Origin of the sequence: Streptomyces sp. ACA25 (assembly GCF_028200735.1) — a bacterium.
GTDB lineage: Bacteria > Actinomycetota > Actinomycetes > Streptomycetales > Streptomycetaceae > Streptomyces.
Genome location: NZ_JAQKPV010000001.1, coordinates 397,915 through 414,132, shown reverse-complemented (window position 1 = coordinate 414,132; position 16,218 = coordinate 397,915). Strand labels below are relative to the sequence as shown.

Here is a 16,218-nt window from a genome sequence, read left to right as displayed (position 1 = left end):
GCCGGAGACATCGGCCCGGCGAGCAAGCTTGCGCGGGCCCTGGCACCTGCTGTCGTCAGCCGGTGAAGTGATCCGTCCTCTTGGCCGTCAGCATGACGTGCCGCAGCCGGGCCTGAGGTCTCACAGCTCGCGGAGGAGGAGAGCGGGCTGTTCGACGCAGTCTGCGACGTACCGGAGGAAGCCGCCGGCCACGCCACCGTCGCAGACCCGGTGGTCGAAGGTCAGGGACAGCTGGACGACGTGCCGGAGCGCGATCTGTCCCTGGTGCGCCCAGGGCTTCTCGATGATGCGGCCGACGCCCAGCATGGCGGCCTCGGGGTGGTTGATGATCGGGGTCGAGCCGTCGACGCCGAACACCCCGTAGTTGTTGAGGGTGAAGGTGCCGCCGGTCAGGTCGCCGGGCGGCAGCTTGCCGGCCCTGGCGGCCTCGGTGAGCCGGGTCATCTCCTCGGTCAGCCCGGTGGCGCTGCGGCGCTGTGCGTCGCGCACCACGGGCACCATCAGGCCGCGCGCGGTCTGCGCGGCGAACCCGAGGTGCACGGCGGGCAGCCGGACGATCTCCCGCGCCCGGGTGTCGACCGTGGCGTTGAGCTCGGGGTGCCGGGCCAGTGCGGCGGTGCAGATGCGCGCCAGGAGGGCGAGCAGCGACACCTTGGGGGCGCCGGCCGTGTTCATCGCACGACGGGCGGCCAGCAGCTCGGTGGCGTCGGCGTCCACCCAGCAGGTGGCGTCGGGGATCTCGGTCCGGCTCCGGGACAGCTTCTCGGCCATCGCTCCGGCGATGCCGCGCAGCGGGATGCGCTGCTCTCCGGCGACCGGCGGCACCGCGGCGGGCGGAGCGTTCGGTGCGGGCGCCGGGCGGGCGGCCCGTTCGACGTCCGCCCGCAGGATGAGGCCGTCGGGGCCGGAGCCGCGCAGGTCGGTCAGGTTGATGCCCTGCTCGCGGGCGATCCGCCGCACGAGCGGGGAGATCACGGCCACCCGGCGCGGCCCGGTGGGTGCGGGGTGCACGGTCGGCCCGCCGGGCGGACGGGTACGGCGGCGGCGGCGCCCGGAGGCAGCGCTTGTGCCGTAGCCGACCAGGACGTTGCCCGAGCCCTCGTCGGCCGCTCCGGCGGCCGGTTTCTCCGAGGGGGACGGCTGGGCCGGGCGGCCGGCGCCCGGCGTCCCGTCGGCGGTGCCGGAGGGCGCAGGCCCGGAGGCGGCCCCCTCTGCGGCGACGGTGACCAGGGTCGACCCGACGGGCACCTCCTCGCCGGTCTCGCCGTGGCGGGCGGTGACCACACCGCCGTACGGGCAGGGCACCTCGACCTGGGCCTTCGCCGTTTCCACCTCGACGACCGGCTGGTCCACGACGACGACGTCCCCGACCTCGACGAGCCACCGGACGATCTCGGCCCCGGTCAGTCCTTCCCCGAGGTCCGGCAGGGCGAACTCGCGTACTTCGGTCATGCCGTCCACTCGCTTTCCCACTGCAGGCGGTCCACCGCGTCGAGGATCCGGTCGACGCCGGGCAGGTGATGCTTCTCCAGCATCGGCGGCGGATAGGGGATGTCGAAGCCGGCCACCCGCAGCACCGGGGCGTGCAGGTGGTGGAAGCAGCGCTCGGTGAGGCGGGCGGCGATCTCCGCGCCCGGGCCGGCGAAGCCGGTGGCCTCGTGCACGACCACGGCCCGCCCGGTGCGGCGCACCGCCGCACAGACCGTCTCGTCGTCGAAGGGGACCAGGGTGCGCAGGTCGATGACCTCCAGGTCGAGGCCGTCCTCCCGGGCGGCCTCCGCGGCCTCCAGGCAGACCGGCAGCGAGGGGCCGTAGGTGATCAGGGTCGCCGAGGTGCCGGGGCGCCGCACCACCGCCCGGCCGAACGGCTCGCTGTGCGGCGGGGCTTCCAGGTCCACGGCGTCCTTCGCCCAGTACAGCCGTTTGGGCTCCAGGAAGACGACCGGGTCGTCGGAGGCGATGGACTGCCGCAGCAGCCCGTAGGCGTCCCCGACGGTCGCCGGGGTGACGACGTGCAGGCCGGGGGTGGCCATGTAGTAGGCCTCGGAGGAGTCGCTGTGGTGCTCGACTCCGCCGATCCCGCCGCCGTAGGGGATGCGGAGGGTGATCGGCATCGGCAGCGCCCCCCGGGTGCGGTTCCGCATCCGGGAGACGTGCGAGATCAGCTGTTCGAAGGCCGGGTAGGCGAAGGCGTCGAACTGCATCTCGACGACCGGCCGCAGCCCGTACATCGCCATGCCCACCGCCGTGCCGAGAATGCCGGCCTCGGCCAGCGGGGTGTCCGCGCAGCGGTCCTCGCCGAACTCCGCGGCCAGCCCGTCGGTGATCCGGAAGACGCCGCCGAGGGCGCCCACGTCCTCGCCCATGACGTGCACGGCGGGGTCTTCGGCCATCGCGTCGCGCAGGGCCCGGTTCAGTGCCTGGGCCATGGTCGCGGGCTTGGCCGCGGGTCTGCCGGGGCCCGGCGCGGCGTCCGCCCCGGTGGTTCCGGGCGCTGCGGCGGACGTGGTCGTTCCGGCAGCGCGGCCTGCCGTGACGGTGGTCATACGGCGTCCTCCTCGGCGGTGAGTTCGGCGCGCAGCAGGGCTGCCTGTTCGCGCAGTTGCGGGGTGGGCCCGGCGTACACGTGGGCGAACAGGTCGTCCGGTGCGAGCTGCGGGTCCGCGTTCATCCGGGCCCGCAGGCCGGCCGCCATCTCCTCGGCCGCGTCAGCGGCCTGCCGGGCGCCGCGGTCGGTGAGCTGCCGGCGTTGCCGGAGCTCGCGCTCCAGGAGCACGACCGGGTCGTGGGCCCGCCATGCCTCGACCTCCTCGCCCGGCCGGTACCGGGTGGCGTCGTCGGCGTTGGTGTGCGCGTCGATGCGGTAGGTGATGGCCTCCACCAGGGTGGGGCCGCCTCCGTTCCGGGCGCGGTGCACCGCCTCGGAGAGGACCTGGTGCACGGCGGGGGCGTCGTTGCCGTCGACCAGGCGGCCGGGCATGCCGTAGCCGACCGCCTTGTGGGCGATGCTCGGAGCGGCGGTCTGCTTGGCGAGCGGCACGGAGATCGCGAAGCCGTTGTTCTGGACCAGGAAGACCACGGGCGCCTGCTGGACGGCGGCGAAGTTCAGCGCCTCGTGGAAGTCGCCCTCGGAGGTGCCGCCGTCGCCCACCAGGGCCATCGCGACCACGTCGTCACCGAGGAGCCTGGCGGCGTGGGCGAGGCCGACGGCGTGCGGCAGCTGGGTGGCGAGCGGGGTGCTCAGCGGGGCGATGCGGTGCTCGCGCGGGTCGTAGCCGGTGTGCCAGTCGCCGCGCAGCAGGGTGAGGGCCTGGACCGGGTCGAGGCCGCGGCTGACGGCGGCGAGGGTGTCGCGGTAGCTGGGGAAGAGCCAGTCGCGTTCCTCCAGGGCCATCGCGGCGGCGACCTGGCAGGCCTCCTGGCCGGTGGAGGAGGGGTACACGGCGAGCCGGCCCTGCTTGGTGAGGGCCGTGGCCTGCTGGTTGTAGCGGCGGCCGAGGACCAGCCGGCGGTACAGCTCCAGCCACAGCTCCTTGGCGGCCGGGTCCAGCCGGGTCCTGCTGCCGAGCAGCCGGTAGGGCTCGGGGTCGGGCAGCAGCGGACCGGGGTCCGTGCGCGGCTGCCAGGGGGGCGGTGCGGGGCGGGTCCCGGTGGTCTCGCGGTCTGGGGTCTGCTCCAGCACCGACATGGCGAGCACCTCCTGATAGGGGGCTGCGGGCGGGGCAGGGCTGAGCATGGGTGACCCAGCCCTCTGCCTACCGATTGTTCGGTCGCCGACGCAGTTTGGCTACAGCTGGGGTGAGCATCTGGACAACTGGCCGAGGGTGCCGTGTCATGAATGCAGAACGTCCAGAGAGGGGAGGCCGCACACCGTGCCGGACGACCAGATGACCACACCCGCGCACTCGCCGGTGCGACCTCTCGATTCCATTGACACCGCGATCGTCCGTCTGCTCAGACTCGACGGAAGGGCGTCCGTGCGCTCGGTCGCCGAGCAGGTGCACATCTCCCGCGCCAACGCCTACGGCCGGATCAACCGGCTGCTGGAGGACGGGGTGATCCGCGGCTTCAGCGCCCGGGTGGACCATGAGCGGGCCGGGCAGGGGGCCTCGGCCTACATCACCCTGAAGATCGTCCAGGACACCTGGCGCACGGTCCGCGCGAAGCTCGAACAGCTTCCCGGGGCGGCGCACATCGCCCTGGTCAGCGGGGACTTCGATGTGCTGCTGCTGGTGCACACGGCGGACAACCGGGCGCTGCGCGAGCTGGTCCTCACCCGGCTGCAGGCGATCCCCGAGGTGCTCAGCACCCGGACCCTGCTGGTGTTCGAGGAGACCGATCTGCTGCCCGGCGGCGAACCCGGCTGACCGGCGCACCGGAAGTGACCTCCGGCGCCCGGCCCGGTCCCCGCAGCCGACGCCGATCGGGACGGGAGCGCCGAACGGGACGGGAGCGCGGAACGGGCCTCAGCTCGTGGGCGGCAGCCGCAGGCCGGCGAAGGCCGTGCGGACCACGGCCTCGGCGACGTCCTCGGCCGCCGCCGTGTCCCGGCGTTGCGGCCGGTACCACTCGGCGATCGAGTTGATCATCCCGAACAGCAGCCGGGTCGCCAGCCGGACATCGATGTCGGCCCGCAGGTCACCCTCCGCCACGGCCTGCCGGAGCAGCTCGGCGACCCGCTGGTCGAACTCGCGCCGCCGCTCCAGCGCCCACCGCTCGGCGTCGGTGTTGCCGCGCACCCGCAGCAGCAGGGTGACGTAGGGCAGCCGCTCCATCAGGACCAGCGCGGTGCGCCGCGTGACGTGCTCCAGGCGGTCCACGGCCCGGCCCTCGCGGGCGGCAGGCTCCTCCAGGACGGCGAAGAGCCCGTCCAGGGCATGACTGACGGAGCGGCGCAGCAGCTCCTCCTTGCCACGGACGTGGTGATAGATGGAGGACTTGGAGATACCGGCTGCCTTGGACAGGTGCTCCATGGAGGTGCCGTCGTAGCCGCGCTCGTTGAACACCTCGACGGCCACCGCGAGGAGCGTCTGCGGGGTGTATGTGTCGCGCTTCGCCGCCGTGGTCACGGGGGAGACACCATCCTTGATCGGGACGCCCCTGCGGGAAGGGCGCGGTGACGGCCGGCTGTGCGGCGCCCGGAGGGCGGGAAGCACTCGGAGGAAACCGGCCCCGTGGCCGGCCCCCCTTGCCCCGACCGATCGTTCGGTAGCAGTATCGTCCATGCCCCGCCCGAATTCCAGCTCAACGAGGAGATCGCCGGCCATGACCCCTTCGCTCACCGTGGCGCACCTGACGGAGAAGCACCGTGACACGCTGGACACGGCGCTGGAGACCATCCGGAGCCGAGCCTACTGGTCCCCGTACCCGGAGCATCCCAAGGCCTACGGGGAGAACGGCACACTCGACGCCGGCGCCGGCCGGGCCGCGTTCGACGCGCTCCGCGACACCCCGTTCGAGCTGGACCAGCCGGGCACCGACGGCCGGACGGGCGGCGAGGTCTCACCGTACGGCTTCCCGCTCGGCGTCACCTATCCGCACCCGGACCCCGAGGTGCTGCTGCCCGCGATGCGCGAGGCGATGCCCGCCTGGCGGGACGCCGGCCCCGAGACCCGGGCCCTGGTGTGCCTGGAGATCCTCTCCCGGATCAACGCCCGCACGCACGAGTTCGCGCACGCCGTCATGCACACCTCGGGGCAGGCGTACCTGATGGCGATGCAGGCAGGTGGCCCGCACGCGCAGGACCGCGGCCTGGAGGCGGTCACCTACGCCTACGCCGAGCAGGTCCGGACCCCGCAGCGCGCCCGGTGGAGCAAGCCGCAGGGCAAGCGGGACCCGCTGGAGCTGGCGAAGGAGTTCACCGCGGTGCCGCGCGGCATCTCGCTGCTCATCGGCTGCAACACCTTCCCCACCTGGAACGGCTACCCGGGCCTCTTCGCCTCGCTGGCCACCGGCAACCCCGTGCTCGTCAAGCCGCACCCGCGCGCCGTGCTGCCGCTTGCCCTGACCGTGCGGGTCGCCCGCGAGGTGCTCGCCGAGGCGGGCTTCGACCCGAACCTGGTCGCGCTGGCCGCCGAGCGGGACGGCGAGGGCATCGCCAAGGACCTGGCGCTGCGCCCGGAGATCCGCATCATCGACTACACCGGCTCCACCGCGTTCGGGGACTGGCTGGAGACCCACGCGCGGCAGGCGCAGGTGTACACGGAGAAGGCCGGCGTCAACACCGTCGTCATCGACTCCACCGACAACTACCGCGGCATGCTCGCCAACCTGGCCTTCTCGCTCTCGCTGTACAGCGGCCAGATGTGCACGACCCCGCAGAACCTGCTCATCCCTCGCGGCGGCGTCGCCACGGACGACGGCCACAAGAGCTACGACGAGCTGGTCGCGGACCTGGCCGCCGCCGTGGACAAACTGCTCGGTGACGACGCCCGGGCGACCGCCCTGCTCGGCGCACTCGTCAGCCCCCAGGTACGCGAGCGCCTCGACGGTGCCCCCGGGCTGGGCCGGGTGGCGCTGGCCTCCCGCCCCGTCGAGCACCCCGAGTTCCCCGAGGCCACCGTCCGCACCCCGGTTGTCATCGCGCTGGACAGCGCGGACCCGGAGGCGGCCCGGACCTGCCGCGCCGAGTGCTTCGGCCCGGTGTCCTTCGCGGTGGCCGTGGACTCCACCGCCGAGGCGGTGTCCTTGCTGCGCAGCACCGTCCGCGAGCAGGGCGCCATGACCGTCGGCGGATACACCACCTCCGCCGAGGTGGAGCAGGCGCTGTCGGACGCCTGCCTGGACGAGTGCGCGCAGCTCTCGCTGAACCTCACCGGCGGGGTGTACGTCAACCAGACCTCGGCGTTCTCCGACTTCCACGGCTCCGGCGGCAACCCGGCGGCCAACGCCGCCCTGGTCGACGGCGCGTTTGTGGCGAACCGCTTCCGCACCGTGGAGATCCGCCGCGAGGTCCGCTGAGCAGGCCGCGGACCACTGAGCGGGACCAGGTCGGGCCGGGCACGTTCCACGTGAAACGTGCCCGGCCCTGACCTGGGAGGTGGCACAGCGGGTGCACCCCGCGAGCGGTTCACCCTGCGGGGCGGTTCACCCTGCGGGGCGGTTCACCCTGCGGGCGGAACACCGGCCGGGGGCCGGCCGGCCAGCCAGTGGTAGAGGGTCATGGCGACGCTGGTGGCAAGGTTGTAACTGGAAACCTGCGGGCGCATCGGCAGGGACACCAGAGTGGTGGCCCTGGCACGCAGCTCGGCGGAGAGGCCGTGGCGCTCGGAGCCGAAGGCGAGGAGCGCGTCGTCCTCCAGGGTCAGGCCGCGCAGGTCCGTGCCCTCCGGGTCCAGCGCGTACAGCGGCCCCGGAGGCAGTTCGGCGACGGAACAGCGGTCCACGACGGTGGCGAAGTGCAGGCCGGCGGCGGCCCGGAGGACTGCGGGGTGCCAGGGATCAACGGTCCCCGTGGTGAGGACCCCGGACGCCCCGCAGCCCGCCGCGACCCGGACCACCGCGCCGATGTTGCCCAGATGGCGGGGGTCGTCGAGCACCACCAGCGGCGCTGTGCGGGAAGCACCGGCCGGGCTGTCGGCCCTGCCCGGCAGCACGGGCGGCCGGACGGCCAGGGCCGCCACCCCCGTGGGGTGCGGGCGGGGCACCAGAGCGGCCAGGCCGGCGGCCGGTACCTCCGTGAGCAGCCCTTCCAGCACCGTGGTCAGGTCGGGGGCCAGCTTCCGGGCGAGGACCAGGGTGGCGTCCTTGTCGGTGCTGACCGCCAGCGGCACCTCGGCACCGAAGCGCAGCGCGTGCTTGAGCGCGTGGAAGCCGTCGAGCAGTACGGCGTCGGCGGCGAGCTGCCGCCAGCGCCCGGAGAGGGCTGCGGGGGCGGGCGGGACGGTCATCGGTGGTGGTGTCGTTCCTTGTCCGGTCGGCGGCTGCTCCTGCGACGTTACGGCTTGGACCCGCCGGTGCGGCGGCGCGACGCCGGCCGTGCCGGGTGCCCCGGACGCGCGGGCGGCCGGTTCACGGCGCCTGCGCCCACGTCGGGCGGGTGCCGGGCGCGGAGTCCGTCGTGTGGTCCACCCCGGGATCCGCCGTGGGGCCCGCACCGGCCGTGGGATCCGCCGCCGGCTCCCCGGACCCGCCGCCTCCTGCCTCCCCGCCGGGTGTTCCGCCCGGCTCCTCCGGCCCGCCCGGCCCGCCCGCGGACCCCGGCCCGTCCGGCTTCGCGGTGCCGGGCGGGGCGCCGCCCTCCCGCGGCCGGGCACCTCGGCCCAGCCGTCGCACCGGATCGGTCAGCCGCCGGACGCGCGAGCCGAGCCAGAGCAGGAACACGGTGGGCAGGAACACGACGTCCATGGCGATCATTGCCAGGGAGAAGAAGGGGAGCCCGAGCAGGACCGCGATCCCCAGGTGCTCCGCGATCATGATGGCCAGCAGGATGTTCTTCGCGCGGCGGTTGAGCAGCGCGAACGGGAAGGCGACCTGGACGAGCACGGTGCCGTAGGTCATCAGCATGACCAGCAGCCCGAAGCCGGCCAGCTTCGTCGAGATCTCCGGGAACGGCGTGAAGTAGTCGAGGTTCATCGGGTAGTAGGCGGCGGTGCCGTCCTGCCAGCGCGAGCCCTGGATCTTGTACCAGCCGGCCGTCGCGTAGATGATGCAGACCTCGACCATGATCACGAGCAGCGCCGCGTTGTGCGCCAGGTTGCCCATGATGTCGAGGACGGTCCGCGGCTCTCCCGCGTCGTACCGCTCGACCATCCACCACAGGCCGTACACCAGCCACAGGCCCCACAGGCACAGCAGCCAGACCCAGCCGCCGAGCTGATCGGCGCCGGTGCCCAGGGCCAGTACCAGGCCGGAGAGCACCCACAGCACGATGCCCACCGGATCGGCGGGATGACGTCCGGCCCGGGCCAGGCGGCGGGCGTCCAGCGACCAGACCTGCCCGCAGCGGGTGAGCACCAGGTAGATCGCCATCAGGTGGATGACGTTGTCCCCGCCGTCCCCCATGAACACGCTGCGGTTCTGCAGCGACAGCACTCCGAGCATGAACAGCACGGACATGAAGCGGGTGCGCCACCCCAGCAGCAGCCCGACGCAGGAGGCCATGGCCAGCAGGTAGACGCTCTCGAACCAGAGCGTGGAGTCCGACCACATCAGTACCGTGAAGGCCTTGTTGTCGGCCAGCAACCGCTCGGCCATGTCCCAGGCCCACGGACTGTCCGGCCCGTACAGCTCGTGCCGGTGCGGGATCTCCCGCACCAGGAAGAACAGCCAGGTGAACGCGAACCCGATGCGGACGACCGCGGTCTGGTAGGGGCCCAGTGCCCGCCCGGTGATGTGGGCGAGGCCCCGGCCGAGGGCCGCGTCGAACTTCCGGCCCAGGCCGGCGAAGGGATTCGGCGGCTCGGTGCCCGCCTGCGTGGGCGGCCCCGCCGGCCGTTCCGCGGTGGTCACCGCTCCCCCTGCCCGGCCGCGGCGCCGCCGGGCAGGTCCGCGGTGGTGACCGTCCGCCAGTCGAGCTCGCTGTGGTGGGTGCTGGTGTCGATGTCCTCGTTGCTCCAGGGCGGCGGGGCGACCCGGGTGCTCGCCGAGCGGAGCTGGATGCGCGTTGCCTCGTGCACGTCCATCACTTCACTGAGCCGGAGCAGGGCTATCCGGTGGACGTACCGCTCGGACAGTTCACCGCGCATCCCGGTGGGCTCGCCGTCGTCGTCGTGCGAGTTGGTGTAGAAGTCCCAGGCCCGGCGCAGCTCGTTCTGTGCGGTGTGGCTGGGCAGGAGGTGATGCCGGATGTTCTCGAAGTCCATCGCCGACAGGTCGATCCACTCGGTGATCTCCGTGGAGCCGTCCGCCGTCCGTATCTCGGCTCTCGCCTCCACCGCGACGTTGCGCTGCAGCGGGTTGGGAGCGAACAGCTTCCAGTTCTGCTCGAACTCGGGGTAGACGTACCCACGGATCGCCGGACCGTGCTCCTGGGTGATCGTGTTCGTCGGTGCGACGAAGAGGAACACGGCCGCCAGATGCCAGGCGGTGAACACCGTCACCACGCCCACCGCCAGGGCGATGATCAGGCGCGCCGGGACCGACAGGGCAGCGAGCCGGGCGGACGCCGTGCGCGCGGGATCCGGATCTCCGGACGGTTCGATCGGCTGCATGCTCGGCGGTCCCCCCAGGAACAGCTCTCGTCGTGACCCGAGCACGGTACCTGTCCGGGCCTGCCCTTGACACGCTCCAGCGGCAGGGATCACCATTGAACCGAACGATCGGTCGGTAGTGGCGGTGGAGAGGCAGGGCTCGGGATGACGACGGTGCTCAACCCGCAGGAAGAGCAACGTGCGGCCGATTTCGAACGGACGGTGGCCGCCGACGCGCGGATCGAACCCCGGGACTGGATGCCGGACGCCTACCGCAGCACCCTGATCCGGCAGATCGCCCAGCACGCGCACTCCGAGATCATCGGCATGCAGCCGGAGGCGAACTGGATCACCCGCGCCCCCTCACTGCGCCGCAAGGCCATCCTGATCGCCAAGGTCCAGGACGAGGCCGGGCACGGGCTGTACCTCTACAGCGCCGCCGAAACCCTCGGCGTCGGCCGCGACGAGCTGCTCGACAAGCTGCACACCGGCCGCCAGAAGTACTCCTCCATCTTCAACTACCCCACCCTGACCTGGGCCGACGTCGGTGCCATCGGCTGGCTGGTGGACGGCGCGGCCATCACCAACCAGGTCCCGCTGTGCCGCTGCTCCTACGGCCCGTACGCCCGCGCCATGGTCCGGGTGTGCAAGGAGGAGTCCTTCCACCAGCGCCAGGGCTACGAGGCGCTGCTGGCCCTCAGCCGCGGCACAGCGGCGCAGCACGAGATGGCCCAGGACGCCGTGAACCGCTGGTGGTGGCCCTCCCTCATGATGTTCGGCCCGCCCGACGACGCCTCTGCCCACTCGGCCCAGTCCATGGCCTGGAAGATCAAGCGGCATTCGAACGACGAGCTGCGGCAGCGCTTCGTCGACATCTGCGTCCCGCAGGCCGAGTCGCTCGGACTGACCCTCCCGGACCCCGACCTGCGCTGGAACGAGGAGCGCGGCCACCACGACTTCGGCCCGATCGACTGGAACGAGTTCCAGCAGGTGCTGAAGGGCAACGGCCCGTGCAACGAGCAGCGCATCAGCCGGCGCCGACAGGCGCACGAGAACGGCGCCTGGGTGCGCGAGGCAGCGGCCGCGTACGCCGCGAAGCACAGCGGACGAGAAGAGGCAGCAGCATGACCACCACCCCGGACTGGCCCCTGTGGGAGGTCTTCGTCCGCAGCCGGCGCGGACTGGCGCACACCCACGCCGGGAGCCTGCACGCCCCCGACGCGGAGATGGCGCTGCGCAACGCCCGCGACCTCTACACCCGGCGCGCCGAGGGCATCTCCCTGTGGGTCGTCCCGGCCACCGCCATCACCGCCTCCTCGCCCGACGAGAAGGACCCCTTCTTCGAGCCCGCCGGCGACAAGCCCTACCGGCACCCCACCTTCTACGAGATCCCGGAAGGGGTGCGGCACCTGTGAGCGCACCGGTGAGCCCCCCGTCCGCGGCCCTGACGCTCGGCGACGACGCCCTGGTGCTCTCGCACCGGCTGGCCCAGTGGGCCGGGCACGCCCCGGTCCTGGAGGAGGAGGTCGCGCTGGCCAACATCGCCCTCGACCTCCTCGGCCAGGCCCGCGTCCTGCTGTCCCTGGCCGGCGACGAGGACGAGCTGGCATACCTGCGCGAGGAACGCGCCTTCCGCAACGTCCAGCTGGTCGAGCAGCCGAACGGCGACTTCGCCCGCACCATCGTGCGCCAGCTGTACTTCTCCACCTACCAGGAACTGCTCCTCGGCGCGCTGGCCGCCGGACCCGGCACCGGCCCCGAGCCCCTCCGCGAACTGGCCGCCAAAGCGGTCAAGGAGGTCGCCTACCACCGCGACCACGCCACCCACTGGACGCTCCGGCTGGGCGACGGCACCCAGGAGAGCCACGACCGCGCCCAGCACGCCGTCAACGCCCTGTGGCGCTTCACCGGCGAGCTGTTCTCTCCCGTCGAAGGGCTGTCACTCGACTGGGACGGGCTGCGCACCGACTGGCTCGGCAGCATCAACGAGACGCTGACCCGGGCCACCCTCACCGTCCCCGACGGCATCCCGGACGCCGATGCCTGGACCGCGGGTGCGGGCCGCCAGGGCATCCACACCGAGTCCTTCGGCCCGATGCTGGCAGAGATGCAGCACCTGCACCGCAGCCACCCCGGAGCGTCCTGGTGAGAACCACCGACGACCCCGGCCCGCCGGGCGCGCAGACCCCGGGAACCGCCCGGACGTCCCGGGCGGCCCGGGAAGCGGAACTGCGGGAGGTGGCCGGCGCCGTCCCCGACCCCGAGCTCCCGGTCATCAGCCTCGCCGACCTCGGCGTCCTGCGGGACGTACGCCTCCTCCCGCCCCGGACGGACCAGGTGTCCGAGGTGGCCGGTCCGGCCGAGGTGGCCGAGGTGGCCGAGGTGGACCTCACCCCCACCTACACCGGCTGCCCGGCCGTCGAGACGATGGCCACCGACATCGAGAGCGCGCTGCGCGCCGCCGGCGTCGCCGAGGTGACGGTCCGTACCGTGCTCAGCCCTGCCTGGAGCACCGACGACATCACCGAGCAGGGCCGCCGCAAGCTCGCCGAAGCGGGCATCGCCCCGCCCCGGCCCACCGGCCGGCCCACCGCCGCCGGCCCGGTCCCCCTGGAGCTCGGGCCACCCCGCCACGCCCCGGCCGAGCCCGTCCGCTGCCCACAGTGCGGCTCCGCCGACACCACCCTGCTGAGCAGGTTCTCCGGCACCGCCTGCAAGGCCCTGCGCCGCTGCGAGAGCTGCCGGGAACCGTTCGACCACGTCAAGGAGCTCTGAATGTTCCACCCGCTCCGGGTGACCCGGATCGACCGGCTCACCGACGACGCGGTCGCCCTCAGCTTCGCCGTACCGGCGGAGCTGCGCGCCGCCTTCCGCTTCCTCCCCGGCCAGCACCTGACGTTCCGCCACCACGACCGCGACGGCACCGAACTGCGCCGCAACTACTCGATCTGCACCCCGGCCACCGACCCCGAGGGCCCCGCCGAGCTGACCGTCGGCGTGCGGCACATCGACGGCGGAACCTTCTCCGCGTACGCCCTCAAGGAGCTCGCCGTCGGCGACACGGTGGACGTCATGCCGCCCACCGGCCGGTTCACCCTCACCCCGCGCGAGGGCCGGTTCGCCGCCCTCGTCGGTGGCAGCGGCATCACCCCGGTGCTGTCGATGGCCGCCACCGTACTGGCGGCCGAGCCGCGATCCCGCTTCACCCTGCTGCGCAGCGACCGCTCCGCCGCGTCCACGATGTTCCTGGAGGAGCTCGCCGACCTCAAGGACCGCTACCCCGACCGCCTGCAACTGCTGCACGCCCTGTCCCGCGAGGAGCAGCAGGCCGGACTGTCCTCCGGCCGCCTCGACACCGCGCGGCTCACCACCCTCCTTCCCGCACTGCTGCCGGTCGGCGACATCGCGGGCTGGTACCTGTGCGGCCCGCTGGGCCTGATCGAGGCCGCCCGGCAGGCGCTGCGCGACCTCGGTGTTCCCCGGGACCGCGTCCACACCGAGCTGTTCCACGCCGAGGACGCCCCGGCCCCCGCCCCGGAACGCCTCACGCCGGCCGCCACCGACGCCACCGTCACCGCCACCCTGGACGGCCGGTCGGGCACCTGGCCGGTGCCGGAGGGCGAGACTCTGCTGGAGGCCGTCCTCCGCAACCGCTCCGACGCGCCGTACGCCTGCAAGGGCGGCGTCTGCGGCACCTGCCGGGCAGGCCTGGTGCGCGGCGAGGTCCGGATGGACCGCAACTTCGCCCTCGAGCCGGAGGAACTGGACGCGGGTTACGTACTAGCCTGCCAGTCGCGTCCCTTGACCCCCGAGGTCGAGCTGGACTTCGACCGCTGACCACTGACCACCGGTGACGGGAGCCGCATGCAGGCGCGGGACACGCACACCCCCGGCGGGGACGGCCCCCGGACCGGCACCGACAGCACCGGCTCCACCGGCGGGCCCGGCTCCCCGGCCGGCCCGGCGATCGGGACCTCGATCTTCACCGAGATGACCGAGCTGGCCCGTCGCACCGGATCCGTCAACCTCGGACAGGGTGTGCCCGAGCTGGACAGCCCCCCGTCGCTGCTGCGGGACGTCTCCGCCGCGGTGCTCGCCGGGAACAACCAGTACCCGCCCGCCTTCGGCTTTCCGGTGCTGCGCCAGGCGGTCGCCGCCCACCAGCACCGGCGGTACGGCCTGACCTACGAGCCGGACGGCGAGGTGCTGGTCACCACCGGGGCCACCGAGGCGCTCGCCGCCGCGTTGCTCGCCCTCACCGGCCCCGGGGACGAGGTCATCGCCTTCGACCCCTGCTACGACGCCTACCCCGCGGGCGCCCGGCTCAGCGGCGCCCGCCTGGTGCCCGTACCGCTGGCCATGGACGGCGACGGCTTCGCGCTGGACGACCACGCCCTGCGCGCCGCCGTGACCGGCCGCACCCGCGTGCTGCTCCTCAACTCCCCGCACAATCCCACGGGCAAGGTGTTCACCCCCGTCGAACTGGAGCTGATCGCCGAGGTCTGCCGGGACCACGACCTGACCGCCGTCACCGACGAGGTGTACGAACACCTGGTCTACGACGGCGCCCGGCACGTGCCGCTCGCCTCGCTGCCCGGCATGCGGGAACGGACGCTCACCGTCTCGTCGGCGGGCAAGACCTTCAACGTCACCGGCTGGAAGGTCGGCTGGGTCAGCGGCCCGGCGCCGCTGGTGGCAGCGGTGTCCTCGGTGAAGCAGTTCCTGACGTACGCCTCGGGCACCCCGTACCAGGAGGCGCTGGCCCGGATGCTCGACGACGTGGAGCCGTGGGCCGAGGAACTGCGCGGCATCCTGACCGCCAACCGGAACCTGCTCACCGAGGGCCTGACCCGGGCCGGCCTGCACACGTACCGCGCGGACGCCGGGTACTTCCTGCAGGCCGATGTGCGTCCCTGGGGCTACCGGGACGGCACCCGCTTCTGCCGCGAGCTCCCGGAGAAGGCGGGGGTGGTGGCCATCCCCACCTCCGCGTTCCAGCAGGGTGCGGACACCGCGCCCTGGCTGGTCCGCTTCTCCTTCTGCCGCCACCCCGGCTCACTTCGCCAGGCCGTCACCCAGCTGACCGCCGCCCACCCGGGCTGACCCACCCTTCTGACCACTCCTCCGCGCTCCGCAGCCGAAAGCCTGAACACCCGTGACACAGTGACCATGGGCGGGCCCTCAGGCGGGCCCTGGCCCTGCGACAGGAGGCGACACGACCGTGGACCGTGACTCCGGCGGCCTTCCGCACCCCGTGGAGCCCGTCACTCCGGAAGCACCCCGCGCGCTCCGCCGGGTGATCTTTCAGCAGTTCTGGCGCGACGCGGCCTTCCTGCACTGGTCGGTACCGCCGGAGGCAGTCGCCCCCCTGCTGCCGGCCGGCACCCGTCCGGACGTCATGGACGGGACGACGCCAGTCGGCCTGATCGGCTTCGGCATGGAGTCGCTCGGCCTCGGCGCCGGCCCACCGGTGCCGTACCTCGGGCGCTTCCCGGAAATCAACGTGCGGCTGTACAGCGTTGACCGGCTCGGCCGGCGCGGCATCGTCTTCCTCAGCCTGGACTGCCCGCGACTGCTCCCGGTGCTCACCGCCAACGCGGTCTTCGGGCTGCCGTACCGATGGGCGTCCTGCGCCCGGCACACCACCGCCGGCCGGATCGGCTACTCCGTGCGCCCCTACGCCCCCGGCCGCAGGCCGGTCTCCCGGTTCGGCGTGGCCATCGGCGACCCTCTGCCACAGCCTTCGGCGGCCGACCACTTCCTGACCGCGCGCTGGGGCCTGCACGTCCGGGCCCGGGGGCGCACCTGGTACCTGCCGAACCAGCACCGGCCATGGCCCCTGCACTCCGCGGAACTGCTGGTCTGCGACCAGGACCTGCTGCGCCGCAGCGGACTGCCGGACGGCCTGGTGGACCCGGCCGCCCCGGAGAGCGTCCTGTACTCCCCGGGCGTCCAGACCCGCTTCGGCCTGCCGGAAGCCCTGCCCTCCGAGCGGCGTCACCGGTAGACGCCCGACAAGGACTGCCGGTGCGGGCCGCGCGACCGGGCCGGGACCGGGAGCACCACATGGTGCGGATGCACCGTGCTG

16 protein-coding genes are annotated in these 16,218 nt (G+C 73.1%); 9 read left to right on the top strand and 7 right to left on the bottom strand.

From position 1 onward, the window contains the following. Window positions 1-120 precede the first annotated feature (120 nt). The 3 genes from PJ985_RS01925 to pdhA form a co-directional block, all read right to left on the bottom strand. Window positions 121-1,452 carry a dihydrolipoamide acetyltransferase family protein gene (locus PJ985_RS01925; RefSeq protein WP_271681699.1) on the bottom strand — a complete coding sequence of 444 codons (1,332 nt, stop codon included), beginning with the start codon at window positions 1,450-1,452 and terminating at the stop codon, window positions 121-123. Continuing rightward, on the bottom strand, window positions 1,449-2,429 hold the full coding sequence (locus PJ985_RS01920) for an alpha-ketoacid dehydrogenase subunit beta (RefSeq protein ID WP_271682066.1): 981 nt from the start codon (window positions 2,427-2,429) through the stop codon (window positions 1,449-1,451). Before PJ985_RS01920 ends, PJ985_RS01925 begins: the two co-directional genes overlap by 4 nt. A gap of 113 nt (window positions 2,430-2,542) precedes the next feature. Next, window positions 2,543-3,688 carry a pyruvate dehydrogenase (acetyl-transferring) E1 component subunit alpha gene (gene pdhA / locus PJ985_RS01915; RefSeq protein WP_271682065.1) on the bottom strand — a complete coding sequence of 382 codons (1,146 nt, stop codon included), beginning with the start codon at window positions 3,686-3,688 and terminating at the stop codon, window positions 2,543-2,545. A 199-nt stretch (window positions 3,689-3,887) separates the two neighbouring features. On the opposite strand from pdhA, the gene PJ985_RS01910 reads away from it, so the two are divergent. Further along, the gene (locus tag PJ985_RS01910) at window positions 3,888-4,367 is read left to right on the top strand and encodes an Lrp/AsnC family transcriptional regulator (protein ID WP_271682064.1); all 480 of its coding nucleotides are present in this window, start codon (window positions 3,888-3,890) and stop codon (window positions 4,365-4,367) included. A 99-nt stretch (window positions 4,368-4,466) separates the two neighbouring features. On the opposite strand, the gene PJ985_RS01905 is transcribed toward PJ985_RS01910, so the two are convergent. After that, window positions 4,467-5,069, bottom strand: a complete 603-nt coding sequence (locus PJ985_RS01905; RefSeq protein WP_271681698.1) for a TetR/AcrR family transcriptional regulator — start codon at window positions 5,067-5,069, stop codon at window positions 4,467-4,469. Window positions 5,070-5,265: 196 nt separating this feature from the next. Between PJ985_RS01905 and paaN the strand changes: the two genes are divergently transcribed. Then, window positions 5,266-6,960 carry a phenylacetic acid degradation protein PaaN gene (gene paaN / locus PJ985_RS01900; RefSeq protein ID WP_271681697.1) on the top strand — a complete coding sequence of 565 codons (1,695 nt, stop codon included), beginning with the start codon at window positions 5,266-5,268 and terminating at the stop codon, window positions 6,958-6,960. A gap of 143 nt (window positions 6,961-7,103) precedes the next feature. On the opposite strand, the gene PJ985_RS01895 is transcribed toward paaN, so the two are convergent. The 3 genes from PJ985_RS01895 to PJ985_RS01885 all read right to left on the bottom strand — a co-directional run bounded on the left by PJ985_RS01895 (window position 7,104) and on the right by PJ985_RS01885 (window position 10,151). Further along, on the bottom strand, window positions 7,104-7,889 hold the full coding sequence (locus PJ985_RS01895; protein ID WP_271681696.1) for a TrmH family RNA methyltransferase: 786 nt from the start codon (window positions 7,887-7,889) through the stop codon (window positions 7,104-7,106). A 121-nt stretch (window positions 7,890-8,010) separates the two neighbouring features. Beyond that, complete coding sequence (locus PJ985_RS01890) at window positions 8,011-9,450, bottom strand: HTTM domain-containing protein (RefSeq protein ID WP_443033360.1); 1,440 nt, start codon at window positions 9,448-9,450, stop codon at window positions 8,011-8,013. Continuing rightward, window positions 9,447-10,151, bottom strand: coding sequence for a DUF5819 family protein (locus tag PJ985_RS01885; RefSeq protein ID WP_271681695.1), 705 nt, complete (start codon window positions 10,149-10,151; stop codon window positions 9,447-9,449). The genes PJ985_RS01890 and PJ985_RS01885 overlap by 4 nt, the downstream gene beginning before the upstream one ends. Window positions 10,152-10,295: 144 nt before the next feature. On the opposite strand from PJ985_RS01885, the gene paaA reads away from it, so the two are divergent. The 7 genes from paaA (at window position 10,296) to PJ985_RS01850 (ending at window position 16,137) form a co-directional block, all read left to right on the top strand. After that, window positions 10,296-11,258 (top strand): 1,2-phenylacetyl-CoA epoxidase subunit PaaA, encoded by a 963-nt coding sequence (paaA, locus tag PJ985_RS01880; protein ID WP_271681694.1) that lies wholly within the window; start codon window positions 10,296-10,298, stop codon window positions 11,256-11,258. Then, window positions 11,255-11,545, top strand: coding sequence for a 1,2-phenylacetyl-CoA epoxidase subunit PaaB (gene paaB / locus PJ985_RS01875; protein WP_271681693.1), 291 nt, complete (start codon window positions 11,255-11,257; stop codon window positions 11,543-11,545). The genes paaA and paaB overlap by 4 nt, the downstream gene beginning before the upstream one ends. An 8-nt stretch (window positions 11,546-11,553) precedes the next feature. Beyond that, window positions 11,554-12,279 (top strand): 1,2-phenylacetyl-CoA epoxidase subunit PaaC, encoded by a 726-nt coding sequence (gene paaC / locus PJ985_RS01870; RefSeq protein ID WP_271681692.1) that lies wholly within the window; start codon window positions 11,554-11,556, stop codon window positions 12,277-12,279. Then, the gene (gene paaD, locus PJ985_RS01865; protein WP_443033359.1) at window positions 12,276-12,905 is read left to right on the top strand and encodes a 1,2-phenylacetyl-CoA epoxidase subunit PaaD; all 630 of its coding nucleotides are present in this window, start codon (window positions 12,276-12,278) and stop codon (window positions 12,903-12,905) included. The genes paaC and paaD overlap by 4 nt, the downstream gene beginning before the upstream one ends. Beyond that, window positions 12,906-13,967, top strand: coding sequence for a 2Fe-2S iron-sulfur cluster-binding protein (locus tag PJ985_RS01860; RefSeq protein WP_271681691.1), 1,062 nt, complete (start codon window positions 12,906-12,908; stop codon window positions 13,965-13,967). A 27-nt stretch (window positions 13,968-13,994) separates the two neighbouring features. Beyond that, window positions 13,995-15,233, top strand: coding sequence for an aminotransferase class I/II-fold pyridoxal phosphate-dependent enzyme (locus PJ985_RS01855; protein WP_333909821.1), 1,239 nt, complete (start codon window positions 13,995-13,997; stop codon window positions 15,231-15,233). 118 nt (window positions 15,234-15,351) lie between these two features. Beyond that, window positions 15,352-16,137, top strand: coding sequence for a YqjF family protein (locus tag PJ985_RS01850; RefSeq protein WP_271681690.1), 786 nt, complete (start codon window positions 15,352-15,354; stop codon window positions 16,135-16,137). Window positions 16,138-16,218: the final 81 nt, after the last annotated feature.